This window comes from Mycobacterium sp. AMU20-3851, from assembly GCF_043974665.1.
In the GTDB taxonomy this organism is placed as follows: Bacteria; Actinomycetota; Actinomycetes; order Mycobacteriales; family Mycobacteriaceae; genus Mycobacterium.
In genome coordinates, this window is the sequence record NZ_CP146371.1 from 3,245,039 (window position 1) to 3,270,235 (window position 25,197).

At 67.3% G+C, this 25,197-nt stretch carries 27 protein-coding genes; 14 read left to right on the forward strand and 13 right to left on the reverse strand.

Features of this window, described 5'->3' with window-relative positions:
- The 3 genes from V4U86_RS15435 to aspS all read right to left on the reverse strand — a co-directional run bounded on the left by V4U86_RS15435 (position 1) and on the right by aspS (position 3,754).
- A complete protein-coding gene (locus tag V4U86_RS15435) occupies positions 1-1,317 on the reverse strand; it encodes a hypothetical protein (RefSeq protein ID WP_395306847.1) in 1,317 nt (438 codons plus the stop codon).
- Positions 1,318-1,464: 147 nt separating this feature from the next.
- On the reverse strand, positions 1,465-1,917 hold the full coding sequence (locus V4U86_RS15440) for a nitroreductase family deazaflavin-dependent oxidoreductase (RefSeq protein ID WP_395306848.1): 453 nt from the start codon (positions 1,915-1,917) through the stop codon (positions 1,465-1,467).
- Between the two features lie 61 nt (positions 1,918-1,978).
- Positions 1,979-3,754 carry an aspartate--tRNA ligase gene (aspS, locus tag V4U86_RS15445; protein WP_395306849.1) on the reverse strand — a complete coding sequence of 592 codons (1,776 nt, stop codon included), beginning with the start codon at positions 3,752-3,754 and terminating at the stop codon, positions 1,979-1,981.
- 98 nt (positions 3,755-3,852) lie between these two features.
- Between aspS and V4U86_RS15450 the strand changes: the two genes are divergently transcribed.
- A complete protein-coding gene (locus V4U86_RS15450) occupies positions 3,853-4,344 on the forward strand; it encodes an SRPBCC family protein (RefSeq protein ID WP_395312065.1) in 492 nt (163 codons plus the stop codon).
- Here the strand turns inward: V4U86_RS15450 and V4U86_RS15455 are convergent.
- Positions 4,335-5,204 (reverse strand): alpha/beta fold hydrolase, encoded by an 870-nt coding sequence (locus V4U86_RS15455; protein ID WP_395306850.1) that lies wholly within the window; start codon positions 5,202-5,204, stop codon positions 4,335-4,337. The genes V4U86_RS15450 and V4U86_RS15455 overlap by 10 nt on opposite strands.
- Positions 5,205-5,273: 69 nt before the next feature.
- Here V4U86_RS15455 and V4U86_RS15460 point away from each other — a divergent pair, with 69 nt between their 5' ends.
- A complete protein-coding gene (locus tag V4U86_RS15460) occupies positions 5,274-5,903 on the forward strand; it encodes a winged helix-turn-helix transcriptional regulator (RefSeq protein ID WP_395306851.1) in 630 nt (209 codons plus the stop codon).
- 2 nt (positions 5,904-5,905) lie between these two features.
- Here V4U86_RS15460 and V4U86_RS15465 read toward each other — a convergent pair whose 3' ends face one another.
- Positions 5,906-7,477, reverse strand: a complete 1,572-nt coding sequence (locus V4U86_RS15465) for a carboxylesterase/lipase family protein (RefSeq protein WP_425590836.1) — start codon at positions 7,475-7,477, stop codon at positions 5,906-5,908.
- Between V4U86_RS15465 and ypfJ the strand changes: the two genes are divergently transcribed.
- Positions 7,458-8,354, forward strand: coding sequence for a KPN_02809 family neutral zinc metallopeptidase (ypfJ, locus tag V4U86_RS15470; RefSeq protein WP_395306853.1), 897 nt, complete (start codon positions 7,458-7,460; stop codon positions 8,352-8,354). The two genes, V4U86_RS15465 and ypfJ, sit on opposite strands and share 20 nt — an antisense overlap.
- Positions 8,351-8,896 (forward strand): DinB family protein, encoded by a 546-nt coding sequence (locus V4U86_RS15475; RefSeq protein WP_395306854.1) that lies wholly within the window; start codon positions 8,351-8,353, stop codon positions 8,894-8,896. The genes ypfJ and V4U86_RS15475 overlap by 4 nt, the downstream gene beginning before the upstream one ends.
- Here V4U86_RS15475 and V4U86_RS15480 read toward each other — a convergent pair.
- Positions 8,874-9,764, reverse strand: coding sequence for an acyl-CoA thioesterase (locus tag V4U86_RS15480; protein WP_395306855.1), 891 nt, complete (start codon positions 9,762-9,764; stop codon positions 8,874-8,876). The genes V4U86_RS15475 and V4U86_RS15480 overlap by 23 nt on opposite strands.
- Before the next feature lie 84 nt (positions 9,765-9,848).
- Here V4U86_RS15480 and V4U86_RS15485 point away from each other — a divergent pair, with 84 nt between their 5' ends.
- From V4U86_RS15485 to V4U86_RS15500, 4 genes are read left to right on the forward strand one after another with little or no spacing between them, the layout of a single operon-like run.
- A complete protein-coding gene (locus tag V4U86_RS15485; protein ID WP_395306856.1) occupies positions 9,849-10,490 on the forward strand; it encodes a TetR/AcrR family transcriptional regulator in 642 nt (213 codons plus the stop codon).
- Positions 10,491-10,533: 43 nt separating this feature from the next.
- On the forward strand, positions 10,534-11,763 hold the full coding sequence (locus V4U86_RS15490) for an amidohydrolase family protein (protein ID WP_395306857.1): 1,230 nt from the start codon (positions 10,534-10,536) through the stop codon (positions 11,761-11,763).
- 13 nt (positions 11,764-11,776) lie between these two features.
- Positions 11,777-12,907, forward strand: coding sequence for an acyl-CoA dehydrogenase family protein (locus tag V4U86_RS15495; RefSeq protein ID WP_395306858.1), 1,131 nt, complete (start codon positions 11,777-11,779; stop codon positions 12,905-12,907).
- Entirely contained in the window at positions 12,904-14,157 is a 1,254-nt protein-coding gene (locus tag V4U86_RS15500; RefSeq protein WP_395306859.1) for an acyl-CoA dehydrogenase family protein, read from the forward strand. The genes V4U86_RS15495 and V4U86_RS15500 overlap by 4 nt, the downstream gene beginning before the upstream one ends.
- A gap of 3 nt (positions 14,158-14,160) precedes the next feature.
- Here V4U86_RS15500 and V4U86_RS15505 read toward each other — a convergent pair whose 3' ends face one another.
- The 5 genes from V4U86_RS15505 to V4U86_RS15525 are packed head-to-tail and all read right to left on the reverse strand — an operon-like array spanning position 14,161 to position 17,727.
- A complete protein-coding gene (locus tag V4U86_RS15505) occupies positions 14,161-14,535 on the reverse strand; it encodes a hypothetical protein (RefSeq protein WP_395306860.1) in 375 nt (124 codons plus the stop codon).
- Positions 14,532-15,452, reverse strand: coding sequence for a carbon-nitrogen hydrolase family protein (locus V4U86_RS15510; protein WP_395306861.1), 921 nt, complete (start codon positions 15,450-15,452; stop codon positions 14,532-14,534). The genes V4U86_RS15505 and V4U86_RS15510 overlap by 4 nt, the downstream gene beginning before the upstream one ends.
- 42 nt (positions 15,453-15,494) lie before the next feature.
- Complete coding sequence (locus V4U86_RS15515) at positions 15,495-16,130, reverse strand: TetR/AcrR family transcriptional regulator (protein WP_395306862.1); 636 nt, start codon at positions 16,128-16,130, stop codon at positions 15,495-15,497.
- A 50-nt stretch (positions 16,131-16,180) separates the two neighbouring features.
- Positions 16,181-17,221 (reverse strand): Rv2578c family radical SAM protein, encoded by a 1,041-nt coding sequence (locus V4U86_RS15520; protein WP_395312066.1) that lies wholly within the window; start codon positions 17,219-17,221, stop codon positions 16,181-16,183.
- Between the two features lie 59 nt (positions 17,222-17,280).
- Complete coding sequence (locus V4U86_RS15525; protein WP_395306863.1) at positions 17,281-17,727, reverse strand: hypothetical protein; 447 nt, start codon at positions 17,725-17,727, stop codon at positions 17,281-17,283.
- Positions 17,728-17,945: 218 nt separating this feature from the next.
- On the opposite strand from V4U86_RS15525, the gene V4U86_RS15530 reads away from it, so the two are divergent.
- On the forward strand, positions 17,946-19,241 hold the full coding sequence (locus tag V4U86_RS15530) for a hypothetical protein (protein ID WP_395306864.1): 1,296 nt from the start codon (positions 17,946-17,948) through the stop codon (positions 19,239-19,241).
- Between the two features lie 33 nt (positions 19,242-19,274).
- Here V4U86_RS15530 and V4U86_RS15535 read toward each other — a convergent pair whose 3' ends face one another.
- The gene (locus tag V4U86_RS15535) at positions 19,275-19,688 is read right to left on the reverse strand and encodes a hypothetical protein (protein WP_395306865.1); all 414 of its coding nucleotides are present in this window, start codon (positions 19,686-19,688) and stop codon (positions 19,275-19,277) included.
- Positions 19,689-19,922: 234 nt separating this feature from the next.
- Between V4U86_RS15535 and urtA the strand changes: the two genes are divergently transcribed.
- Genes urtA through urtE form a run of 5 tightly spaced genes read left to right on the forward strand, consistent with a single transcriptional unit; the run spans position 19,923 to position 24,722 of the window.
- Positions 19,923-21,185 (forward strand): urea ABC transporter substrate-binding protein, encoded by a 1,263-nt coding sequence (gene urtA / locus V4U86_RS15540; protein ID WP_395306866.1) that lies wholly within the window; start codon positions 19,923-19,925, stop codon positions 21,183-21,185.
- A gap of 36 nt (positions 21,186-21,221) precedes the next feature.
- Positions 21,222-22,106, forward strand: coding sequence for an urea ABC transporter permease subunit UrtB (gene urtB / locus V4U86_RS15545; RefSeq protein ID WP_395306867.1), 885 nt, complete (start codon positions 21,222-21,224; stop codon positions 22,104-22,106).
- Positions 22,103-23,218 carry an urea ABC transporter permease subunit UrtC gene (gene urtC / locus V4U86_RS15550; RefSeq protein ID WP_395306868.1) on the forward strand — a complete coding sequence of 372 codons (1,116 nt, stop codon included), beginning with the start codon at positions 22,103-22,105 and terminating at the stop codon, positions 23,216-23,218. Before urtB ends, urtC begins: the two co-directional genes overlap by 4 nt.
- On the forward strand, positions 23,215-24,030 hold the full coding sequence (urtD, locus tag V4U86_RS15555; RefSeq protein WP_395306869.1) for an urea ABC transporter ATP-binding protein UrtD: 816 nt from the start codon (positions 23,215-23,217) through the stop codon (positions 24,028-24,030). Before urtC ends, urtD begins: the two co-directional genes overlap by 4 nt.
- Positions 24,030-24,722: an urea ABC transporter ATP-binding subunit UrtE gene (gene urtE / locus V4U86_RS15560; RefSeq protein WP_395306870.1), complete on the forward strand. Its 693-nt coding sequence runs from the start codon at positions 24,030-24,032 to the stop codon at positions 24,720-24,722. Before urtD ends, urtE begins: the two co-directional genes overlap by 1 nt.
- Before the next feature lie 21 nt (positions 24,723-24,743).
- On the opposite strand, the gene dtd is transcribed toward urtE, so the two are convergent.
- Complete coding sequence (gene dtd, locus V4U86_RS15565; RefSeq protein WP_395306871.1) at positions 24,744-25,187, reverse strand: D-aminoacyl-tRNA deacylase; 444 nt, start codon at positions 25,185-25,187, stop codon at positions 24,744-24,746.
- Positions 25,188-25,197: the final 10 nt, after the last annotated feature.

Genomic DNA, 25,197 nt, shown 5'->3' on the forward strand with positions numbered 1-25,197 from the left:
TCACCACTCGATCGTCGGCGTCAGCCCGAAGTCCGCGAAGGCCTTTCCGACGGCCTCGGCCAGGGCCGGCGCCGAGTTCGGGCCGCCGACCTTCCAGGACGCGATGCTGATGGCGACGGTGCCGCCCGAGATGGTGACGCCGAGTGCCAGATGCCCACCCCGGCGGGCGAAGGCGTCTTCGGTGACACCGTTCTCGATCATCCGCCCGATGAAGAAGTCCGCTTCGGTCCCGTCGATCCGGCTCAGAGCGGGCGGCATGTCACCGGCGTTCGAGCACCCGATCGGCCGGCCCTCCTGCAGCACGGCCTTCTCCACGGTGGCCATCAGGACTTTCGGTACGAACGGGATCAACGGCAGCGGTGCCATCATGGCGTCCCGGGTGGCCTGCATCTGGACCAGGGCGTCCTTGACCGCCTTGCGCAGATCGCCCAGATCGGTGAGCACCGTCTCGGGGTCCACCGTCACGGTGATGACGTTCAGCGCGTTGCCCCGGGTATCGCCCTCGGTGCGTTCACTGACCGGGAACGTCAGCATCACGTTCCCGTCTTCGTCGACCCGGTCGAGGGCGTGGCCGAGGCGGGCGGCCAGCGCGGCGACGAACGCATTGCGGGTGCCGCCCAGTTCGGCGACCTTGGCGTCGAAGCTCGCCACGTCCACGCTCGCGGCCACCATCGGCACGGTGACCGGTTCCTTCGACCCGGACGGTGCCGCCGGTGCGGGCTTGTCGGCCTTGTCGGTCTTCGGTTTGGCCGCGGCCTGTTGGCGCTGCAGCCGCACGGTGCCCAGCAGCGAGGACGGGATCGTGCGCAGTGCGCGGGCGGCGCCGGCCAGATCCTCGCGCAGCGCCGTGCCGAACGGCCGCGACCCCGGCGGCGGGTACCCCAGTTCCCACCGGTGCCCCTCGACCGCGGACACGATCGACAGAGTGGACGCGGCACCGTCGGCGATGGTGTGCGAGAACACCAGCGACACCGCCGATCCGCCGCCGGTCAGCGGTTGCACGGCCAGATGCCAGGGCGGACCGTTCTCCGGGTCGACCGGGATCTTGGCCCGCTCGTTGGCCCACTCCCACACCTGAGAGCGGGCGCGTTCACCGGCGGTGACGGCGATGCTGTCCGGCCCGGCGCAGGCCACCCAGCGGTGCCGGCCGAACGGAAGGGGCGAGCGCTCGATGCGCCGGCCCAGCAACGTGTGTTCCAGATTGCGCTGGAACCGGCGCAGGCCGTCGAGATCGACGCCCCGCTCGTAGATCCATACCGACTGCCCCACCGGGCCGCGGCGCAGCGCCCGCAGCGCGACATAGGATGCGTGATCCATGTAGTCCACGGTGTTCGGCGCCGGATCGCGCGCGACAGGTGTGCCCACTGAAATTCCCCCCGTACACAGACAGTCGGGGTGAGCATACGAAACGCTGAGCCAGCGCACAGCATAAGGCGAAGCCCGGTCCGCACGCAGCGGCGTTTGCTACGCGCGCGTCAATTCGAACAGCGGGATCGCCCGGGACGTCTTGGCCTGGTATTCGGCGAACACCGGCGCCAACGCGACGATCTTCGGATACGTCGTGTCGCGCTCATCGGCGGGCAGCTCCCGGGCGACGACCTCGTAGCTGTCGGTGCCGACCTCGACGCGTGCCTTCGGGTTCGCCCGCAGGTTGTAGACCCAGGCCGGGTTGGACGGCGCTCCCGCGTAGGAGCCGACGACCAGCACCTTGCCGTCGATCTCCAGGTAGGCCAGCGGCGACAGGCGCGGCTGGCCGGACTTGGCGCCGGTCGTGTGCAGCAGCACCAGCGTCGCGCCCTCGAAAGGACCGCCGACCTTGCCATCGTTGGCCCGGAACTCCTCGACGATGGCCCGGTTGAAGTCGTCCAGCGCCGCGGCGTCAGCGATGAGCTTGTCCTTGTCCGGTTCTTCGGTCATGCGACTGCCTCGCAGGCTCGGCTGCCGCATTCAGGTCCCATGATTCGCTCGCAAGCTTCGCTCATGCCTTCTCCAGCTTCTCCGGCTTGGCGTCTATTCCCGACTCCTTGCGCTGCTGCGCGGTGATCGGCGCGGGCGCATCGGTCAACGGGTCGACGCCGCCACCGGACTTCGGGAACGCAATGACCTCACGGATCGAGTCGACGCCGGCCAGCAGCGCGGTGATTCGGTCCCAGCCGAAGGCGATTCCGCCGTGCGGCGGCGCACCGTAACTGAATGCGTCGAGCAGGAAGCCGAACTTGTCTCGGGCCTCGTCGTGATCGATGCCCATCATCGCGAAAACTCGCTCCTGCACGTCGCCGCGATGGATACGGATCGAACCGCCGCCGATCTCGTTGCCGTTGCAGACGATGTCGTAGGCGTTGGACAGCGCGCTGCCCGGATCGCTGTCGAAGGTCGACTCGGACTCGGGCTTGGGCGAGGTGAACGCGTGGTGCATCGCGGTCCAGGCGCCGGAGCCCACCGCCACGTCGCCGGAGGCGGTCGCGTCCTCGGCGGACTCGAACATCGGCCAGTCCACCACCCAGGTGAACGCCCACGCGGTGGGATCGATGAGGTCCAGGCGCTTGGCGATCTCGATGCGGGTCGCGCCGAGCAGCGCACGCCCGGCCTTGGCGGTGCCCGCGGCGAAGAAGATGCAGTCCCCGGGCTTGGCGCCGACGTGCGCCGCCAGACCCGCGCGCTCGGCGTCGGTGAGGTTCTTGGCGACCGGGCCGCCCAGCTCACCGTCCTCACCGACCAGCACATAGGCCAGGCCCTTGTGCCCGCGCTGCTTGGCGAACTCCTGCCAGCCGTCCAGGGTGCGGCGCGGCTGAGAGGCACCACCCGCCATCACCACGGCGCCGACATAGGGCGCCTGGAAGACCCGGAAGGTGGTGTCGGAGAAGTACTCGGTGCACTCCACCAGCTCCACACCGAACCGCAGATCGGGCTTGTCCGAACCGAACCGGCGCATCGCCTCGGCGTAGCTGATCCGCGGCAGCGGAAGGGGCAGGTCGTAGCCGATCGTCGACCATACGGCCCGGAGCACCTCTTCCGAGATGGCGATGACGTCGTCGGCATCGACGAAGCTCATCTCCATGTCGAGCTGGGTGAACTCGGGCTGGCGGTCGGCGCGGAAATCCTCGTCCCGGTAACACCGGGCGATCTGGTAGTAGCGCTCCATGCCGGCGACCATCAGCAGCTGCTTGAACAGCTGCGGGCTCTGCGGCAGGGCGTAGAAGCTGCCGGGCTGCAGCCGGGCGGGCACCAGGAAGTCGCGCGCACCCTCGGGAGTGGACCGGGTCAGCGTGGGGGTCTCGATCTCGACGAAGTCGTGCTCGGCGAGCACCCCGCGGGCAGCCGCATTCACCTTGGAGCGCAACCGGATTGCGTTGCCGGGGCCTTCGCGGCGCAGATCCAGGTAGCGGTACTTCAGGCGGGCTTCCTCGCCGGCGGTCTCGTCCAACTGGAACGGCAACGGTGCGCTCTCGCCCAGCACGGTCAGCTCGGTGGCGTTGACCTCGATCTCGCCGGTGGCGATCTCGGCGTTGGCGTTGCCCTCCGGGCGCACCTCGACGACGCCGGTGATCGCCACACAGAACTCGGCGCGCAACCGGTGGGCCTGCTCCAGGACCGCCGGGTCCCGGAACACCACCTGGGAGGTGCCCGAGGAGTCCCGCAGGTCGATGAAGATGACGCCGCCGTGGTCGCGCCGTCGCGCCACCCAACCCGCCAGGGTCACCGTCTGACCGGCGTCGGTGGACCGCAACGAACCGGCGGCATGGGTGCGCAGCACAAAAACTCCTCGTGAAGAACTGTCGGGACGATTGCTCAGTCTAGAGAGTGGGTCCACCCGCGGGGTGCGGCGGCATATAGGGTCGGCAGGTGCCGACCATGTACCCCTGCGAGCGCGTGGACCTGGACTTCATCTCCGATGCCCCGTTCCGCTTCGTCAGCACCGTCGAGTTGGCGATCACTCCCGAGCAGCTGTTCGAGGTGCTCTCCGACGCCGGGTCGTGGCCGCAGTGGGCCAGCGTCATCACCAAGGTGACCTGGACCAGCCCCCAGCCCTACGACGTCGGCACCACCCGCACCGTGCACATGCGCGGTGGCATCGTCGGCGACGAGGAGTTCCTGGCCTGGGAACCGCACAGCCACATGGCCTTTCGGTTCAACGAAGCCTCGACCAGCAGTATCGCCGCATTCGCCGAGGATTACTGGATCGAGCCCACCGAGCAAGGCTGCCACCTGACCTGGGTGATGGCGATGAAGCCCAACGGTGCGGCGGCGCGAATCGGTATGCGCGCGGGTAAGCCGGTGATGGGGTGGATGTTCCAGCGGTTCCTGCACAACCTGCGCCGGTACACCGACCGGCGCTACCGCTGAAACCAGTCCCGGATCGCGGCGGCGAACTCCGCCGGCGCATCGGACTGCACGAAGTGCCCGGCCCCCTCGATGGCCGCGACGTGATGATCGGCGAAGACCTCCCGCCACCGCCGCAGTTCGGCGTCTCCGAAGGCGATGTCCCCGGTACCCCAGATCAGCAGGGCCGGCAGCGCCCCGGTGACCGGCAGCGTCGCCGCTACGCCGGCCAGGAACTCACGGCCGGCGGTGATCTCGCGCGGGAAGACACCCGAAGCTTCCCTGCGCGCAGGGTCGGCGAGCGCCCGCTGGTAGTGCGCCATCTCCGTCGGACAGGGTTTCCGAAACCGGTGCCCGGCCGGGATCATCGCCTGCACGAACAGGTTGAACCGCCGGATCAGGAACCGGCCCGCCGGCGAGCCCACCACCCGCGACATGACCTGGGCTGCCACTGCCTCGGTCGGCCACGCCCAGGTGTTGGCCACCACCACCCGGTCGAACGCGGCGCGGCGCTGGGCCAGGGCGGCCAGCCCGATCGGGCCGCCCCAGTCGTGCACCACCAGGGTCGCTCCACTCAGGGCCAGGGCGTCGACGACGCCGACGATCACCTGCGCGTGCTCCGCGGGCAGATACCGATAGCCCGACGTCGCCCACGACAACCCGAACCCCGGATAATCTACTGCGATGCAACGGAACTCGGTGCGCAACTGCTTGATGACGTCGCGGTAGACGAAGGACCAGGTCGGGTTTCCGTGCAGGAACAACAGGACCGGCCCGGTGCCCTCGTCGATGTAATGCACGGTGTGCCCGGCGACATCGACGAACCGACTTTCGAATGGGAACAACCGGTCGTCGACCCACTCCGGCCGCTGCCGTACCGACATGACTCCCCCTTCGCAACGGTGGCTGCTTGATATAATCAAGCACAGTTGATTTTATCAAGTGGGAGTGGGATGGCGAAGGAATACGGTCACTACTGCGGGCTCGCCCGTTCGCTGGACGTGGTCGGCGACCGGTGGAATCTGCTCATCGTCCGCCAACTGCTCATCGCCCCCGCCCGCTACGGCACGCTGCGCGACGGCCTGCCCGGAGTGGCGACCAACCTGCTCGCCGACCGGCTCCGCGATCTGGAGGCCGCCGGTGTGATCGAACGTCGCCTCGGCGAGGCCGGCCTACCCGAATACGCACTCACCGCCTGGGGCGCCGAGCTGCGGGACCCCATCGAGGGCCTCATCCGGTGGTCGGGGCCGTTGATGGTCCGCGGGCCCCAGGGCGATCACTTCCGCGCCGAGTGGTTGCTGCTGGCCCTGCCCGCCCTGTTCGCCCACCGCACTCCCCCGGATCGCACCGCGACGATCGCGGTCGAGGTACACGAGGGCAGCGTCCACCTGCACGCGACGCCGTCCGGCGTCACCGTGACCGAACCCGGCGACCACCGGCCCGAGGCGGTCATACGCGCCGAGGCCCCGGTGATCCTGGGGCTCGCGGCCGGGATGCTGACCCTCGACACCGCCGCCGCGATGATCGACGTCAGCGGTGACACGGACGCGCTACGAACGGTTTTCGCCGCCGCGCCGAACTGACTTCAGTACACGCCGTCCCAGGCCGAGCGCCGGATGCCGTCCGGGTCCTCGACGGTGACGTCGCGGGTCGAGCGGATCACCAGGGTGCGGCGGTACTGCGCGTCATAGCGGGGCCAGTCGCTGAGACCAGCGGTGGCGAAATCCAACCAGGTCCGCTGCATCCGCCTGCCCACCGACGGTTGGACGCGCCGGCCCAGCGGGTGCAGCTTGCGCCCGAGATAGGAGCTGTAGCTGTGCTGGATGTGCACGATCTCGCTGCCGTGCGTCGCGCCCAGGCCCAGCGCCTTCAAGGTCCAGGTGGTGTGGTCGAAGCGGTACACGTGGGTGGGCGCGTCCGCGCTGTAGGCGTCGATGAACGCCCAGGTCGGGGCGCCGAACATGGCGTCGGAGCCGAAGTCGATCAGTGCGCGCCGGCGCGGAAACCCGGGATAGGCGGACAGCACCCGGTCCCGGGCATCCGGTGCGACGCGGGCGAAGAACCCGTCCACACCGGCCGCGGTGGTCGGCAGCATCGGCGGCTTACCCCAGGCGAACATCGACGCCTCGTGACTGTTGGTGCCGATGATCAACGGGATCGGGACGACCCGTCCCGACCGGGCCGCATCGATCGGGTGCTCGGGCAGCAGATCGACACCGTGGGTCAACCCGTAGGCCAGCACCGGGGTCTGGGCCGCGCTCTCCAACTGGATCTGGCCGGCGGCGCGGCGCAGCCGGCGCTGCGGCAGCGCCTTCACCTCGTCGGCCTGCACGCCGAGTTCGGCCAGGAAGGCCCGGGACTGACGCGCCCGGGTTTCCCGATCGGCGATCAGCGGCAGCGCCGGACTCTGCGCGATGGCGCGCTGGAACAGGCCCCCGGCGGCGGGGCTGGCCAGCAGTGCCAGCACCGAGGTCGCGCCCGCCGACTCCCCGAACACCGTGACCTGCTGCGGATCACCGCCGAACGCCGCGATGTTCTCCCGGATCCATCGCAATGCGGCGAGTTGGTCCCGCAGGCACAGGTTGTCGTCGAAACCGGGGCCGAGGTCACCGAGCTCGAATCCGCCGAACACCCCCAGCCGGTAGGTGACGTTGACGACGACGACGTTGCCGTTGGCGGCCAGCCGCGAACCGTTGTAGAGCTGCAACTGGCCCGCGCCGTAGACGAAGGCGCCGCCGGGGATCCACACCATCACCGGCAACGAGCCCGTCACGTCCGGGGACCAGACGGTGACGGTCAGGCAGGCCTCGTCGCGCATCTTGGGGTCATCCCGGCCGCCGCCCACGAAGGAGCGGCCCTGCGGCGGCAACGGGCCGTGGTCGATCGCATCGCGGACACCGGCCCAGGGCTGCGGCGGCCGGGGCGCCAGGAATCGCAGATCGCCGACGGGTTGTTCGGCGTAGGCGACGCCGCGCCAGACTCCCACGCCCCCCTCACCGGTGCCGCGGAGCCGGCCGTGCGACGTCTCCACGATCGTCGACAGTTCCGCGACTGGAGGCACGCCCAAATCGTAGTGTGGAAAGCTGAACCCGGCGTGAACCGGGCGACAGTGCCGACGGACGGAGTTGGTGGGGACGATGACCTTCAACGAGGGTATGCAGATCGACACGAGCACCACGTCCAGCAGCGGCGGCCGCGGTGGAGGCGGCGGACGCCGGATCGCCGTCGGCGGCGGACTCGGCGGCCTGCTGCTGATCGTGGTGGCGCTGTTCCTCGGCGTGGATCCGGGCAGCGTGATGCCACAGACCCAGGGCGGCGACTATGCCACCGAGGGGTATTCGGATCCCGGGTTCGACCTCAGCCAGTGCAAGACCGGCGCCGACGCCAACGAGATCGTGCAGTGCCGCGTGGTCGCCACCGGAAACTCGGTGGACGCGGTATGGGCCCAACAGCTACAGGGTTACCAGCGCCCGCAGGTCCGTTTGTTCACCGGCCAGGTGGACACCGGTTGCGGGCCCGCCGACAGTGCGGTGGGCCCGTTCTACTGCCCGGCCGACCGCACCGCCTACTTCGACACCGACTTCTTCGACCTGCTGCGTGACCAATTCGGTTCCAGCGGTGGACCATTGGCGCAGGAGTACGTTGTCGCCCACGAATTCGGCCACCATGTGCAGAACCTGCTCGGTGTACTCGGTCGCGCGCAGCAGGATCCGCAGGGCCCCAAGGGGGGCGGCGTGCGCACCGAACTGCAGGCCGACTGCTACGCCGGGGTATGGGCCCACTACGCGGCCATCACCAAACAGGAAAGCACCGGGCAGCCGTTCCTGGAGCCGTTGAGCGACAAGGATATCGAGGATGCCTTGTCGGCCGCGGCATCCGTCGGCGACGACCGCATCCAGAAGCAGGCCACCGGCCGGGTGAACCCGGAGGCATGGACACACGGGTCATCCGAGCAACGGCAGAAGTGGTTCACCATCGGCTACCAGACCGGCGATCCGAACAAGTGCGACACCTTCGCCCCCGGCGCGATGTGACCGACGGGATCGAATCCGTCGAACCCGACACCAAGGACTGGACCTGGGTGTTGACCCGGCCCTGCCCGGAGTGCGGTTTCGACCCGGCCGCCATCGAACCCACCGCCGTGGCCGACCTGCTGAGCGCCGACGCGGCCGACTGGATGGCCCGGCTGGCCCGGCCCGGCGTGGACGCCCGGCCCGCACCCGGGGTGTGGTCGCCGCTGGAATACGGGTGTCATATCCGCGACGTGCACCGCATCTTCGATCACCGCGTGCAATTGATGCTCACCGAGACCGACCCGCGGTTCCCGAACTGGGACCAGGATGCCACCGCCGTCGCCGACGACTACCGGTCCCAGGACCCGGCGGTGGTGGCCGGTGAGTTGTTCGATGCCGCGACCGCGGTGGCCGCCACCTATCGGGGCGTGCCCGCGGATGCCTGGTCCCGGCGTGGGCTACGCAGCAACGGAAGCGAATTCACCATCGCCTCCATCGCGGTGTACCACCTGCACGACATCGTGCATCACGCCTGGGACGTCAGAGCCGCGACTGGTGCTTGATGTCGGTGTCGGTGGTGCGCAGCGGGCGGATCAGACCGTCCTGACTGAACGACGCCAGCAGTTCACCTTCCTCGGTGTGCACCGTGCCGCGCACATAGGACATGCCGGCACCGACCTGGGTGCTCTCGTGCCCGTACAGCAGCCAGCCGTTCCACTGCACGGGTTCGTGGAAGCTGACCGACAGGGTCATCGGGGCGGTCGACACCGTCAGGTGGGCTTGGGCGGTGCCGATACCGTCATGTGCACGCATGGTCGTCGAAATCCCCAGGTGTCCAGTGAAATACGCGATCAGAGCCTTGGCCAGATCATCCCGAGCCGGGATCGGGTCATAGTGTAGCCAAGCGTGGATCTCCGGCGGGCCGACCTCGTCGGGGCTGTTGACGTCGACCACGTCCACCAGCCGCACCTGGCGCCCGGTCATCTCCATGATCGGCGGCTGCGCGTCGCCCGGTGCCGCCACCTCTGGCCGGGGCAGGTGGTGGCGGATGACGTCGCCGGAGGGCACGTCGGCCAGCACCGTGACGGTGATGCAGCGCTTGCCGTTCTGCGACGCGGTCACCACCGCGGTGGCGGTCGACCGTCCCTCGGAAACCACGTCGATGTGGAGTTCCACCGGTGGGCCCACCAGCACGACCCGGGCGAAGACCGCATAGGCCGAGCGCACCGACTTGTCCGGGAAGCGCTTGGCGACCGCCACGATGGCCTGGGCGAGAACCTGGGTCCCCTCCACCACCTGACGGTCGTCGGCTCCGGCCAGCCCGGTCTGCGCGACGAACCGGTTGTCACCGTCGGGTTGCGGCTCGAAGAGCTCGAGTAGCCCCTCCAGCGTCCACAGCACCTGCTCCTGCGCCTGATCCGAAGTCGTCATCTCGTCCCTTCCTAGCGGCTCTCCGGAAACGGTAACGTCATTCTCATCGGTTGCACAATGGTTCCGATCTTGAGGAGTCGACAGATGACCAAGGCCACGGCGCGCGGCGGCGAGGCCGAGTCGCGGCCCGCCCGGTTCATGAAGTCCGCCCTGGAGATCCTCGGCGAGACCGGCCGCACCGACTTCACCGTGCTCGCCGTGGTGGAACGGTCCAAGACCTCGTTGCGGTCGTTCTACCAGCATTACTCCACCAAGGACGAGTTGCTGCTGGCACTGGTCGACAAGATCATGACCGAGTCCTCGGCACGGTGGCGCACCGAGGTGCAGGGCCTGGACGCCGTGTCCGCACTGCGCACCCTGGTGGACCGGATCAGCGCGCCGGCCGCCTCCACCAAGCAGGACAGCATCAATCGCGGCCTGACGTTCTACAACGACCACCTCGCCGAGACGCTGCCCCGCGAATACGCCCGGGTGCTGTCGCCGCTGCACGAGCTGATCGTCGACATCATCACCGCGGGCATCGACGAGGGCGTCTTCCGGGCGGCATCGCGCACCGAGACCGACACCGCCGCGGCACTGATCATGCAGACCGTGCTGGGCGCCCTGCGCCTGCGGGTGCTCGGGGCCGAGCTGAACGGCGCGCCCATCGAGGGCACCCACATCTACGAATTCTGTGTGCGCAGCCTGTTGCGTGACCCCGGTCACCCCATCCGCCAGCCGTGGTAACGTCATTACCACTCCACGGAAATCAGCCTTTCAGGAGACGGAAATGCCATCACGGACGTTGTCGTATCCGGTGTTCGACGCCGACAATCACTTCTATGAGCCCAAAGAGGCGTTGACGCAGTTCCTCCCGGACAACCGAAAAGGCGTCATCGACTACATCGATGTACGCGGCCGGACCAAGATCATGGTCCGCAACCACATCAGCGACTACATTCCCAACCCGACCTTCGAAGTGGTCGCCCGCCCCGGCGCGCAGGAGGAGTACTTCCGGCACGGCAGCGGCGGCAAGAGCTACCGCGAGGTGATGGGCAAGCCCATGAAGGCCATCCCGGCCTTCCGCAACCCGGAAGCGCGCCTGGAGGTGATGGACAGCCTGGGCCTGGACTACACGATCATGTTCCCCACGCTGGCCAGCCTGGTCGAGGAACGCCTCAAGGACGACCCGGACCTTATCCACGACATCATCCACGCGCTGAACCAGTGGATGTATGAGACCTGGCAGTTCAACCACGAAGGCCGGATCTTCTCCACGCCGGTCATCACCCTGCCCAACGTCGACCGTGCGCTGCAGGAGCTCGAATGGTGCCTGGAGCGCGGGGCGAAGACGGTCCTGGTGCGGCCCGCCCCGGTGCCCGGGTACCGCGGCACCCGGTCGATGGGACTCGAAGAATTCGACCCGTTCTGGCGGGCCTGCGTGAACGCGGGCATCCCTGTCTGCATGCACGCCTCCGACAGCGGCTACGCCCAGTACCTCAACGACTGGGAGCCGGCCGACGAATACCTGCCGTTCAAACCGACCGCCTTCCGGATGGTGGCGATGGGCAAGCGCCCCATCGAGGACACCATGGCCGCGCTGGTCTGCCACGGCGCGCTCACCCGCAATCCGGACCTGCGCATCCTGTCGGTGGAGAACGGTGCCTCCTGGGTGCCGTACCTGTTCCACCAGTTCGCCGACGTCTACTCGAAGATGCCCGGCGAGTTCCCCGAAGACCCGATCCAGGCCTTCCGGCGCGGCGTCTACGTCGCGCCGTTCTGGGAGGACAACTTCAAGGAGATGGCCGACCTGTGCGGCGTCGACCGGGTCATCTTCGGTTCGGACTGGCCGCATCCGGAGGGCCTGGCCGATCCGATCAATCTGGTCGACGACCTCGAGCAGCACGGACTCGACCCCGAGGGAGTGCGAAAGGTAATGGGCGGCAACCTGGTCGACCTGTTCAAAGTGCCCAACCAGATCGTGCACAAGCCCGACGTACCCGCGATGACCTTCGCGTGATCAGGAGCTCACTATGACCGCCGCCGCCAACCCGGAACAGATGCTGTTCGCCTCGACCGCCCAGGCCTTTCTGGAGAAGGAAGCACCGTTGGCCCGGGTGCGCGAAATGCACGACACCGGACTCCCATTCGATTCCGGATGGTGGCAGCGCGCCGCCGAGCTGGGCTGGGCGAGCCTGCTGGTGCCCGAGGATCTCGGCGGCGGCAGCGTCTCCGGTGACGGCGTCGCGGACCTGACCCTGCTCGCCGAGCAGGCGGGTCGCTCCGTTGCGCCCGGGCCGCTGCATCCGGTCAGCGTGGTGCTGGCCGGGCTGGTCGAGGCACCGGAGCATCACGAGTCGACGATCGAATCACTGGTCTCCGGGGAGGCGGTGGCCAGTTGGGCGGTCTACGAGCCGGGCCGGCCGTTCTCCCCCCTTGACCCGCAACTCACCGCCACCGCGACCGACGGCGGCTACCGGCTCGACGGCGTCAAGGACCGGGTGGAGGCTGGCGACTCGGCCGACATCCTGCTGGTGACCGCGGTGCTCGACGGCGCGGTGCGCCAGTTCGTGGTGCCGACCGAGACGGCCGGGGTCAGTGTCGAGGCGCAGCGGTCGCTGGACATGGTGCGTTGTTATGCCCGTGTCCGTTTCGACGGTGTCCAGGTCGGCGCCGAGGCCGTGCTGGGCTCGGCCGAGCAGACCCCGGAGGTGATCGAACGCCAGCGTCAGGTGGCGCTGGTGCTGCAGTGCGCCGAGACCGTCGGCATTCTGGACGCGGTGCTGGCCATGACCAACCAGTGGTTGCTCGACCGGCACAGTTTCGGCCGTCCCCTGGCGTCCTATCAGGCCCTCAAACACCGCTTCGCCGATATGAAGATGTGGTTCGAAGCGGCCCGGGCGACGACGCTCGGCGCGGCCGAGGCTGTCGGGCGCCGCTCCCCCGACGCCCGCAAGCTGGTCAGTGTGGCGAAAGCCTATGTGGGAGAACGCGCTCCGGTGATGTTGCAGGACTGCGTGCAACTGCACGGCGGGATCGGGGTGACCTGGGAACACGATCTACACCTGTATCTGCGCCGCGCCGCACTGAACCGTGCGATGTTCGGGTCCCCCGAGGACCACCACCGCATCATCTTCGAACTGAGCCGGAAGGTTCCCGCATGACCGACACCGCCATCGCCACCGGTACCGAGGAGTCGGTCACCGACTTCGCCGCCCGCGCCCGGACCTGGCTGGCGGCGAACATGCCGCCGATCGATCCGGACAATCCGCCGTTCATGGTGCGCGCCGAGCAGGAGTCCTGGGATCGCGCCAAGGAATTGCAGAAGAAGCTGTACGAAGGCGGCTTCGCCGGGATCTGCTTCCCCCGCGAATACGGTGGCCTGGGGCTGGATCTGGCCTACCAGAAGGCGTTCAATGCCGAATGCCGCAGCTATGAGATGCCGCTGATCCTGAACACCCCGTCGTTCACCATCTGCGGGGCGACCATCCTGGACATGGGCAGCGAGGAGCAGAAGCGCGAACGGATCTCGGCGGCGATCCGCGGCGACGAGATCCTGTGCCAGTTGCTGTCCGAGCCGAGCGGCGGGTCCGATCTGGCCGGTGTGATCACCCGCGCCGAAAAGGTCGGCGACAAGTGGATCATCAACGGCGCCAAGACCTGGAGCACCAGCGCCTTCGCCGCCGACTACGGTCTGATGCTGGCCCGCACCGACTGGACCGTGCCCAAGCACGAGGGCCTGACCATGTTCCTGGTGCCGCTGGCCGCCCCGGGCATCACCATGCGCCGGATCAAGGAGGTCAACGGCAACGAGGAATTCTGCGAGGAATTCTTCGACGGTCTGGAGCTCGGCGACGACGCCGTGGTCGGCGCGGTCAACGACGGCTGGACGGTGGCCTCGCGTCAGTTGCACCATGAGCGGCGGGCGGTCGGTGGCGGATCCGAGTTCGCCAGCGGCACCGGTGCCGAAAATGCCAGCGAGATGCCGCCCGACCACGTCGGTCTTGCGGTGGCCACCGGCCAGGACACCGATCCGCGGGTGCAGGACCTCGCCGGCCGGGCGTTCGCCCGCCGGATCGTCAAGGAACAGTTGATCGAGCACGTGTCGCGCTCCATCGCCGACGGGTCGCTGCCGCCCAACGCCGGCACCCTGATCCGGCTGTTCCACGCCGAGACCACCGAACTGGAGGTCGACACCGCGCTCGCCATCGCCGGTACCGCCGGGGTGATCGATGACGGTGACGGCCTGCTCGAGATCGGCGTGCGCTACCTGTCCCGGCAGACCGGGTCGCTGGGGGGCGGCAGCTCGGAGATGGCCCGCAACGTGATCAGCGAGCGGGTGCTCGGGTTCCCCCGCGAAGCGGCCGCCGACCGCGGTGTGCCGTTCAATCAGGTCAAGCGCAACAAGAGCTGAGAGCTACAGCGAGCTGCACGCCGCGGCGACCAGCCCGACGCTGGTGGCCAGGAACGACACGGCGCTGACACCTTGAAAACCACGGGTTTTGGCCAACCGTTCGTTGAAGGCGAGCGGTAGGAACAACGTCGGGTTCAGCAGCGTGCCACCGATCACGAGCACCGCGATCCAGCTGGCCAACGCCGGCAGCGCCAGCCCGACGGCTATGAGGATCAGACCCATCATCACGTAGTCGAGGTGGGCCTGCAGGATGCGGCGCGGGCTGATGATCCCGATCCGTGTCATCAGCTGGGGTGCGGCAAGGTTGCCCACCATCGCCCAGCCGAGCAGCGCGCCGAAGGCGAGTTCGACAAGGCCGACCCGGACGAGCACGCTCATGGCCGGACCGCATTCCGCCGGTACCAGCGGCGGCCATGCCAACGCTGGTAGTGCCAGACCGCCGCGGGTAGCGCGCCGCGCCGGTGCAGCCAGAAGCCGGTGCCCGCTGCTTCTGGCGGCGTGCGTCGACCGAGTTCGATCTCCCCCACCACGATGCCCTCTCCGGCGGTGCGTGTGCGTTCGGCGACCACGGTGCCGCCGGCATCGACGATCAACGCCCCACCTTCGAAATGGCCGTGATATTCCAAGGGCGCCAACGGCATCGGACAGTCCAGCGCACCGCAGTGGGCAGCGTGCACGACCGGTGCGCCGAGGTAGCGGGCGAAGTCCGCGGCGGCCCGCCGGGCGGTTGCCGCGTTGCGCGCCTCGAGCCGCGCGAACAGCCGGCGTGGATGCCATTGCGGTATCGACCACCAGCCGGATCCGGTCATGGCCAGATCAACGCGCCCGGCGAGGCGGCGGACGGTCTGCGTGCGCATCAGCTCCCAGCACACCGCGGCCCCGACCCGGTGCTCGCCCGCGGCCAGCACGCCGTCATCACTGCCGCCGACGTAGAACGCGTTCTCCCACATGGTCGGCAGGTCCTTGTCGTGCCGGCCGACGATGCCGCTCGGATCGGCCAGTAGGTACGCGTTGCGGATGTGCCCGTCCTCGTCTCGGCACAGGAACGATCCGCCTACCAGTGCGCCGTGCCGGCGCGCCAGGTCGGTGAGCAACGCGGCGGCGGGGCCGTCGGCCGGCAGCGCCGCGTCCACCAACGCTTCGAGGAAACCGATACCGGTGGTGAAGAACTCGGGCAGGGCAATGATTTTCGCGCCGGCGGCACCCGCCTCATCGGCGAGTCGTTCGCACGCCGCAAGATTCGCCTCGACATCGCCGAGCACGGCATCCATCTGCACCGCAGCCGCCAGCACCATTTTTTGAACGTTACTACAAAATTGAACGCTACTACAAGAAAATTATTCGGCGCGCAGACCGCGCATCACGATGTCGCGGCCGATCCCCAGCACCCGCGCCAGCTCGGCGCCGTCGAGGGCCAGCCGGTCGGGCCGCCACCGTGAGGACAAGACCCCGTTCCAGGCCGACCATAGGAACACCGAGGTGCGGCCGGGATCGGGGCAGACGATCTCACCGGCCTCGTGTGCCCGGCGCAGAGCATCGGCAACATCGCCGACGAGGGTCTCCACCTTGTCGGCGATCCGGTGTTCCACCTCGCCGGCCAGCTCGCCCGGCGGCATGGCGACCGCACGCAGGGCAATCATCTGGAAGTGGCCGGGGTACTCGAGGCTGAACCGGCAGTATGCGTCGCTCGCGGCGATCAGCTCCTGCACCGGGGTACGCCCGTTTCCGTACGCCTGCGACATGACCTGCTCGTTGAGTTCCAGCGCGCGTTCGACAAGGGCGAGGTACAGGGTGTCCTTGTTGCCGAAGTGGTGGTAGATCGAGCCGACGGCGACGTCGGCCTCCGCCGCGATGGCGTCCATCGTGACCGCGTGGAAGCCGCGCTCGGTGAAAAGTCGTTGCGCGGCCTCCAGAATCGTCGCCGTCGTCGCCACGGTGCGCCGGTCGGGCCGCCGCGCGGTTCGTCGAGTCACGCGGTCAAGGCTACGGCGCTCCGCCGCGGAAACTCGGCTGCTCGGTCCGCTCAGAACAAGGTGGGGTGCGCCGGTGCCGCGACTTCGGAGGAAACGGCACCGGCGCGGGCAGTCGGCGGGGCCGACAATTGGACTCTGGGCGGCTGCCCGGTCAATCGGTACCGCGCCAGCATCGGCGCCACCCGGGCGCGCAGCTCGGCGCGGTACTCCGGCGGCAGATACGCTCCACGCCGGTACAAACTGCGGTACTGGAAGACGAGTTCGGGGTGCGCACGCTGCAGCCACTGCATGAACCAGCCCCGCGTCGACCCGCGCAGGTGCAGTCCGAACACCGTCGCGCTGGTGGCGCCGGCCACGGCGATCTGGCGCAGCAGCGCATCGAGATGCTCGACCGAGTCGGTCAACCCCGGCAGCACCGGCGCGACCATCACGTGACAGTCCAGGCCGGCCTCGCGGATCGCCGAGATGAGCGCCAACCGTGTTTGTGGCGAGGGCGTGCCGGGCTCCAGCTCGCGTTGCAGGCCAGGGTCGATCACCGCGAGGGAAATCGACACGCTCGCCCCGGGACCGTGGTGGGCAGCCTCGGCGATCAGCGGCAGATCGCGGCGCAGCAGCGTGCCCTTGGTCAGGATCGAGTACGGCGTCCCGGATTCGGCGAGCGCGGTCAAGATGCCCGGCATCAGCCGGTAGCGCCCCTCGGCGCGCTGATATGGGTCGGTGTTGGTGCCGAGCGCCACCGTCTCCCGGGTCCACGTCCGACGGCCCAATTCACGGGTGAGCACCTCGGCCACATTGGTCTTCACCACGACCTGGGTGTCGAAATCGGCACCGGGATCGAAATCGAGGTACTCGTGGGTGGGCCGTGCGAAGCAGTACCGGCAGGCATGCGAGCACCCGCGGTAGCCGTTCACGGTGTATCGGAACGGCAGCATGGCCGCGTTGGGCACCTTGTTCAAAGCAGACTTGCACAGGATCTCGTGGAACGTGATCCCGTCGAACTCGGGCGTGCGCACGCTGCGGACGAAGCCGAGGCGCGCCAAACCCGGCAGCGCGCCGTCGTCCGCACGCACACTCTGTCCGTCCCACCGCATGACTCCCATCGAACAATTGTTCGACCGTGTTTGTCAAGCGGCGTGCCGTCAGGCCGCAGCTACCACTGAGTGCCCTGGCACACGGGGCTGTAGGGGTTGTCCTGCGCGGCGACGATCTGGTCGCCCGCGAAGATCTCGCAATGCGCGTTCGGCGCACCGACGCCGCCCTTGGTGGTGCTGCTCACCTGCAGGATTCCCCACTGCGGATCGGCCAGGGTCGTCTCGAAGACCCACGGCGCGCCGGGCCCGACGGTGATCGTCTCGCGCTTGGCGTAGGCGTACGCGTCGTCGTTGTAGGCCTCCATGCTGGGCGGCTGGGCCGTCAGATAGAACACCTGGAACTGGTAGGGGGCGCCCGAGGTCAGGGTGTAACGGACCAGCTGACCGGTCGACTCCGGCTCGGCGTTCGCCGTGGCCGCACCGAACGTCAATGCGCCGGCCAACAATGCCGATGCACCCACAGCGGCTCCGACTCGTGCCCCGACCTTGCTCGTTGCTTTTCGCATGCCCATCACATCGCCGGACGCTACCGGATCGTTACACCGGCCACATGTCGGCGACCGACCGCACCATTTCAGTTTCTGTGACACATGTCACGGCGCTTTGTTAATGGCGGCTCCCGCCAAATGCGGATACTGGACACGCTCATCAACAAAAGAAGCCGCAGCGTGCCCGGGAGGCAATTCTGTCCGATCGAATAGTCGCCCCGGACTGGGACGCCTTCGTGTTCAATCCCGTTCTCGAACGATGGCGGAGCAGTTCAGCCTGGAAATTGATCTACTTCCCCATTCTCATGGTTCTCGTGCTGGTTGCGGTGAATTTCTTCCAGGGCACCCTCGGCGGTTTGCACGATTTCCGGTTGAGCGATGACTTCATGACGGTGACGAACCTCGGTTCGACAACCAATCCGCACCCCTATTTCCCATTGGCACGGGATGTGATCAGTTGGGTTCTGATATTCAACGTCGCAGCCGGACTGCTGATCCTGCACATTCAGGCCAAGCGGATGTGCAGCACGTTGTCCTCACTCGCCGGTAGCGGTGCCATCAGATCACGGGTCGAGATCACCTCCGCAGCACCACAAGCCGACGGCGGAAGTTCCGTGGACTACAAAGCCACCTACCGACTCAACCCCCTGACACGCATCCTCGGAATCGACAAGGTGGCCAGACGCAGCACCCCGCCGACGGCGTTCGGCACTTTCGTCGAACGGGTCAACAAGATCTGCTCGAAGATCAAAGTTGCGGTTGTCATCGCCATCGTTCTGGCCGCTCTCACGATGGCGACCGTGCTACAGCAGATCGAGGCCAAATTCTTCTTCGCCAGCCTGGCACCGGTATACGAGAGCTCAAGTGAAGACGCCCAGGCCGCAGCCGCCGATTGGGTCGAATCCGCGTACACCGCGTGGTGGGCGTCGGCGGAGCACCCATTCGGTCACACACTCTATTTGGTGTTCGCGTTCATCGCCTTCTGCGTGGTTCTGTCATTCCACATCACGGGCTTCTACGTCATTTACATCATCATCGGCATGCGGCACCTCACCCAACCGTCTGCCGACTGGTCGAATCGCGATGGCTATTACGGCTGGCGACCCGTCGCGGATGTCTACCGCACCGTGGTGTTCGCCGTTCTGATCCTCGGTTTCACCATCACGCTCATGCTGATGATGCTGGGCCTCCGCAATGTCGGATTGGTGGTGCTCGTCCTTGCCGCTTACAGCCTGATGACGTTTCTGTTCCTGATAGTCCCGCGTTGGGTCTGGGCCGAAGTTTCGAGAACAGCGAAGAAGAACCGGATCGACGCCTTGCTGCTACCGCTGTCGCCGCCCGCTATCGACAACCCCGGCACAAACGTCCGGACGCTGGCGATCCTGGCAGAGGTGGAGCGATGCAGATCGGCGGATATCAGCCCGCTGCGTCTCACCACGTTCTGGTTGCGTACATCGTTCACCGCGATCTTCTTCCCGCTGGCGCTCGCCGTTGTTCAGCTGGCCGTTTCCTTCGTCCTGTCGAACAGCTGATTCCGGCTGGGCAGCAATGGCGCCCGGCCCTGCTCACCACGAACGCAGTGCGCACTCGACGCCGCTACCGCCCTGCTGGGACACGACGGTTTGACCGTCGACGACGATCTCGCACTTCAAACCGGGGTCAACCCGCGACCCTCCGGTCGCACTCACGAACGCCCATTGCTGAGGGTCACGCAGAGTCGTCTCCCGGACCCATGGGCTGCCCGGCCCGACGACCCCCCGGAACAACGGCATGAATTCGGGTGAGTTCGCCGCCGCCCGGTCCGGCGGGTCGGCACTGACGTAGTAGATGTTCGCGGTCAGTTCGCCCGTGGCCGACACCACGTATCTGACCTGCTGTCCGGTCTGTGCGGAGGCCGGCGCAGGGGCCACCGCCACCGACGCGACCGCCGTGGCGATGACTGCGCCCGCCTGGACCAATGCGTTCGGCTTGACGATCACATCGCCGGACGCTACCGGATGGCTATCGCTGCGACAGCAGTAACGCCCTTTCCCCGCCCTGACAGACCGCGATTCGTCGATGAAGCACCGGCGAACGCGCTGCTAGCAACAGGTTAATTTGTTCGTCACATTGAGAAATTTCATAGAAACCTAGGCGTCCTAACGTGCCGATTCGATACCCACTCGGGTTCCGAAAGTTCTGACGATGCACCGAAATCGAAGGAAAGGCACCAGATGAGACTCCCCCGACCGATGTTCAGCCGATCAGTACTGATAGCGGGGAGTGTCGTGGTCACCGCTTCGATGCTGGTCTCCGCCTGCGGCAGCAAGGCCAGCGAAACCGAGGCGGCCGGTGGCGAATCCTGCGTCGACACCTCCGGTTCGACCGTGAAGGTCGGCTCGCTGAACTCCCTGTCGGGCACCATGGCCATCTCCGAAGTCACCGTGCGTGACGCCATCAAGCTCGCCGTCGAGGAGATCAACGCCGCGGGCGGCGTGCTGGACAAGCAGATCCAGATCGTCGGTGAGGACGGCGCGTCCGAGCCCACCGTGTTCGCCGAGAAGGCCGAGAAACTGATCAGCAGCGACTGTGTCGCAGCTGTTTTCGGCGGCTGGACGTCGTCGAGCCGCAAGGCCATGCTGCCGGTCTTCGAGAGCAACAACTCACTGCTCTACTACCCGGTGCAATACGAGGGCCTGGAATCCAGCCCGAACATCTTCTACACCGGCGCCACCACCAATCAGCAGATCGTGCCCGCCCTGGACTATCTGAAGGAGAAGGGCACCAAATCGCTGTACCTGGTGGGTAGCGACTACGTCTTCCCGCAAACCGCCAACCGCATCATCAAGGCTTACGCCGAGGCAAACGGGATCGAGATCAAAGGCGAGGACTACACCCCGCTGGGTTCGACCGACTTCTCCACCATCGTCAACAAGGTCCGCACCGCCGGTGCCGACGCGGTGTTCAACACTCTCAACGGCGACTCCAACGTGGCGTTCTTCCGCGAGTACAAGAACGTGGGTCTGACCCCGCAGACGATGCCGGTGGTCTCGGTGTCCATCGCCGAGGAAGAGGTCGGCGGCATCGGCGTGCAGAACATCACCGACCAGCTGACCGCGTGGAACTACTACCAGACCATCGACACCCCGGTGAACAACGCGTTCGTGGCCGCCTACAAGAAGGCCTACGGTGCGAACAAGCCCACCTCGGACCCGATGGAAGCCGCCTATGTCTCGGTCTATCTGTGGAAGAACACCGTCGAGAAGGCCGGCTCGTTCGACGTGAAGGCCATCCAGGACAACGCCGACGGGGTCAGCTTCGACGCACCCGAGGGCAAGGTCACCATCGACGGCGAGAACAACCACATCACCAAGACCGCACGGATCGGTGAGATCAAGCCCGACGGCCTGATCTACACGGTGTGGGAGTCCCCCGGCCCGATCGAGCCGGACCCGTACCTGAAGTCCTACCCGTGGGCCGCAGGGCTCTCGGGTTAGTCAGGGGCGAGCGTAGCGACGGGGAATAAGCACAGCATGGATGTCCTGATCGGGCAGCTGGCAACAGGATTGAGCCTCGGCTCGATCCTGTTGCTGGCCGCACTCGGCCTGTCCCTGACCTTCGGTCAGATGGGCGTCATCAACATGGCGCACGGCGAATTCATCATGGCCGGCTGCTACACCGCATACGTGGTGCAGCAGGTGGTCTCCAATGCCGGTGTCTCGCTACTGATCTCACTGGTCATCGGTTTCCTCGTCGGCGGAGCGATGGGTGTGCTGTTGGAGGTCACCCTGATCCAGCGGATGTATGACCGCCCGCTGGACACCCTGCTGGTCACCTTCGGTGTCGGGCTGATCCTGCAACAAGTCGCCCGCGACATCTTCGGCGCGCCCGCGGTCAACGTGGTTGCCCCGGAATGGCTTTCCGGTGGCGTCGAGATCCTGGGCGCGGTGGTTCCCAAGACCCGCATCTTCATCCTGGTGCTGGCCGCGGTGGCGGTGGTGGCCCTGGCCACGGCGCTCAAGGCCAGCCCGATGGGCCGGCGCATCCGCGCGGTGGTGCAGAACCGGGATCTGGCCGAGACAAGCGGAATCTCGTCGCGGCGCACCGACATCACCACGTTCTTCATCGGCTCCGGCCTGGCCGGCGTCGCCGGGGTGGCGCTCACGCTGATCGGCTCGACCAGCCCCACCACCGGTCAGAGCTATCTGATCGACGCGTTCCTGGTGGTGGTCGTCGGCGGCCTCGGCCAGATCAAGGGCACCGTCATCGCCGCACTCGGGCTCGGGTTCTTGAACTCGTTCATCGAGTACAACACCACGGCATCGCTGGCCAAGGTGATTCTGTTCGTGATCATCGTGTTCTTCCTGCAGGTACGCCCGCAGGGTCTGTTCACGGTTCGGACAAGGAGTCTGGTGTGAAACAACTCATCGGCCGCTGGCAGACGTGGGCCGGCTTCGGCGTCGGCGCCGTCGTCCTGTTCGTCCTCGCGCCCGCCATCCTGTCCGACTTCCGGCTCGGCCTGTTCGCCAAGTTCCTGTGCTTCGCCATCGTCGCGGTCGGCATCGGATTGGCTTGGGGCCGTGGCGGAATGCTGGTGCTGGGCCAGGGGGTGTTCTTCGGGCTCGGTGGCTACATCATGGGCATGCACCTGAAGATCTCCGACGCGGCGCTGACCAATCAGGACGTGCCGGATTTCATGCAGATCGCCGGCGTCCGGGAACTGCCCGGGTATTGGCAGCCGTTCGCCTCACCGGTGGTCACGTGCGCGGCCATCGTGGTGATCCCCACCGGCATCGCGGCCCTGCTCGGGTTCGGCGTGTTCAAGCGCCGGGTCAAGGGTGCCTACTTCGCGATCCTGTCGCAGGCCCTGGCCGCCGCGCTGGCCATCCTGCTGATCGGCCAGACCAGCGTCGGCGGCAGCAACGGGCTGACCAACTTCCGCACCTTCTTCGGGTTCTCCCTCAAGGACCCGGTGAACAAGCAGATGCTGTACTTCATCGCTGCGGCGGTGCTGCTGGCATCGGTGGCCCTCGCGCGCCAGCTGATGCAGAGCCGCTACGGGGAACTGCTCGTCGCGGTGCGTGACGGTGAGGAGCGGGTGCGCTTCCTGGGGTACGACCCGGCCAACATCAAGGTGGTCGCCTACGTGGTGGCCGCACTGTTCGCCAGCATTGCCGGTGCGCTGTTCGCCCCGATCGTCGGCTTCATCGCACCCTCGCAGGTGGGGATTCTGCCGTCCATCGCGTTCCTGATCGGGGTCGCCATCGGCGGACGTACCACGCTGCTCGGTCCGGTGCTCGGTGCGATCGGCGTGGCCTGGGCGCAAACCCTACTGTCGGAACGGTTCCCGTCGGAGTGGACCTACGCCCAGGGCCTGCTGTTCATCGTGGTGGTCGGATTCTTCCCGGCCGGCCTGGCCGGGCTGGGCGTGTTCCTGCGGCGCCGCAAGAAGCGCGCACCCGAGGACGACAACGGACCCACCCAGCCCGAACCCGACCCGGAACCCGAGAAGGCCGGAGCCAGCACATGACCGAACTGCAGACCGAAGCACACCCCGAGCCGGCCGCCGGCGGCAACGTCGGCATGAGCACCCAGTACCTCGAAGTACGGGGACTGACCGTCGACTTCGACGGGTTCAAGGCCGTCAGCGATGTGGATCTGACCCTGTTCCAGGGTGATCTGCGGTTCCTCATCGGACCCAACGGCGCCGGCAAGACCACCGTCATCGACGCGATCACCGGTCTGGTGCCCGCGACGGGGTCGGTGAGCAAGTCCGGCCAGGAACTGCTGGGCAAGAAGGTGCATCAGATCGCCCGCCGCGGGGTGGGCCGCACCTTCCAGACCGCCACGGTGTTCGAGCAACTCACGGTGCTGCAGAACCTGGACATCGCGGCGGGTGCCGGGCGCTCCCCGTGGACCCTGCTGCGGCGCCGCTCGGGCATCCTGCCTTCGATCGAGGAGGCCCTGGAGACAACGGGTCTGACCGCGTTGGCCGACAAGCCCGCCGGGGTGCTGGCGCACGGCCAGAAGCAGTGGCTGGAGATCGGGATGCTGCTGGTGCAGAACGCCGACGTGCTGCTGCTCGACGAACCGGTTGCCGGGATGAGCCACGAGGAACGCGAGGAGACCGGGAACCTGTTGCGCCGCATCGGCGGTGAACGCACCGTGGTGGTCGTCGAGCACGATATGGATTTCATGCGGGCGTTCGCGACGTCGGTGACCGTGCTGGCCCGCGGTCAGGTGATTGCTGAGGGTTCGGTGGCCGAGGTGCAGGCCAACCCCCGGGTGCAGGAGGTCTACCTCGGCACCGCGGCGGCCGGAAACCTAGAAGAGGAGTCCTGATGCTCGAACTCGTCGACGTCCGGACCGGTTACGGCCGCTCCGAGGTCATCCACGGGGTCAACCTCGAGGTGCCCACCGACGGGGTGGCCGCCGTGATGGGCCACAACGGCGCGGGGAAGACCACGTTGTTGCGGGCCGCCGTCGGATTGCTGAAATGCACTGCGGGCAAGGTGCTTTTCGACGGTGAGGACATCACCAAACTGCGGCCCAGCGCCCGGGTGGCCCGCGGGCTGGCCTATGTGCCGCAGGGCCAGCAATCCTTCGGCCAGCTCACCACCGCGGAGAACCTGCAGGTGGTCGCCGACGGACGCAAGAACGGGAAGTCGTTGATCGATGAGCAACTCGACCTGTTCCCGGCGCTGAAGGAGCTGCTGACCCGCCGGGCCGGTCTGCTCTCCGGTGGTCAGCGCCAGCAGTTGGCCATCGCCCGGGCCCTGATCACCACCCCGAAGTGCCTCATCCTCGACGAACCCACCGAGGGCATCCAGCCGTCGGTGGTGGCCGAGATCGAGGCGGCGATCACCGCGCTGACCGCCCGCGGCGACCTCGGTGTGCTGCTGGTCGAACAGCACATCGGTTTCGCCCTGGAATCCTCGCAGCGCTACTACATCCTGGAGGCCGGCCGGGTGACCTCCAGCGGCACCGGCGGGTCGGCGTCCGAGGCCGAGGTGCGCGCCGCGATGGCCATTTGACGGCACCGCCGTCGTGGCCATCTAGAGTTCCAGCATCAGCGTCACCGGCCCGTCGTTGACGAGTTCGACGGCCATGTCCGCCCCGAACACCCCGGTGGCCACCGGGGCCCCGAGCGCGCGCAGCGCTTCGGCGAACGCGTCGACCAACGGCTCGGCGACCGGACGGGGCGCGGCGGCGTTCCAGGACGGTCGCCGGCCCTTGACGGTGTTGGCGTACAGGGTGAACTGACTGACCACCAGAATCGGCGCACCGGTATCGGCGGCGGCCAACTCATCATCCAGAATCCGCAACCGCCAGAGCTTTTCGGCCATCTTCGCGGCGAGCCCGGTGTCGTCGGAATGGGTGATACCGACCAGCGCCAACAGGCCCTGCCCGGCGCGGTCACCGTCGGTGCCGATCTCCCCCACCGTCTCGCCGTCGACCACCACCCGCGCAGATTTCACCCGTTGCACCAGAACTCGCATGTCTTGAGAC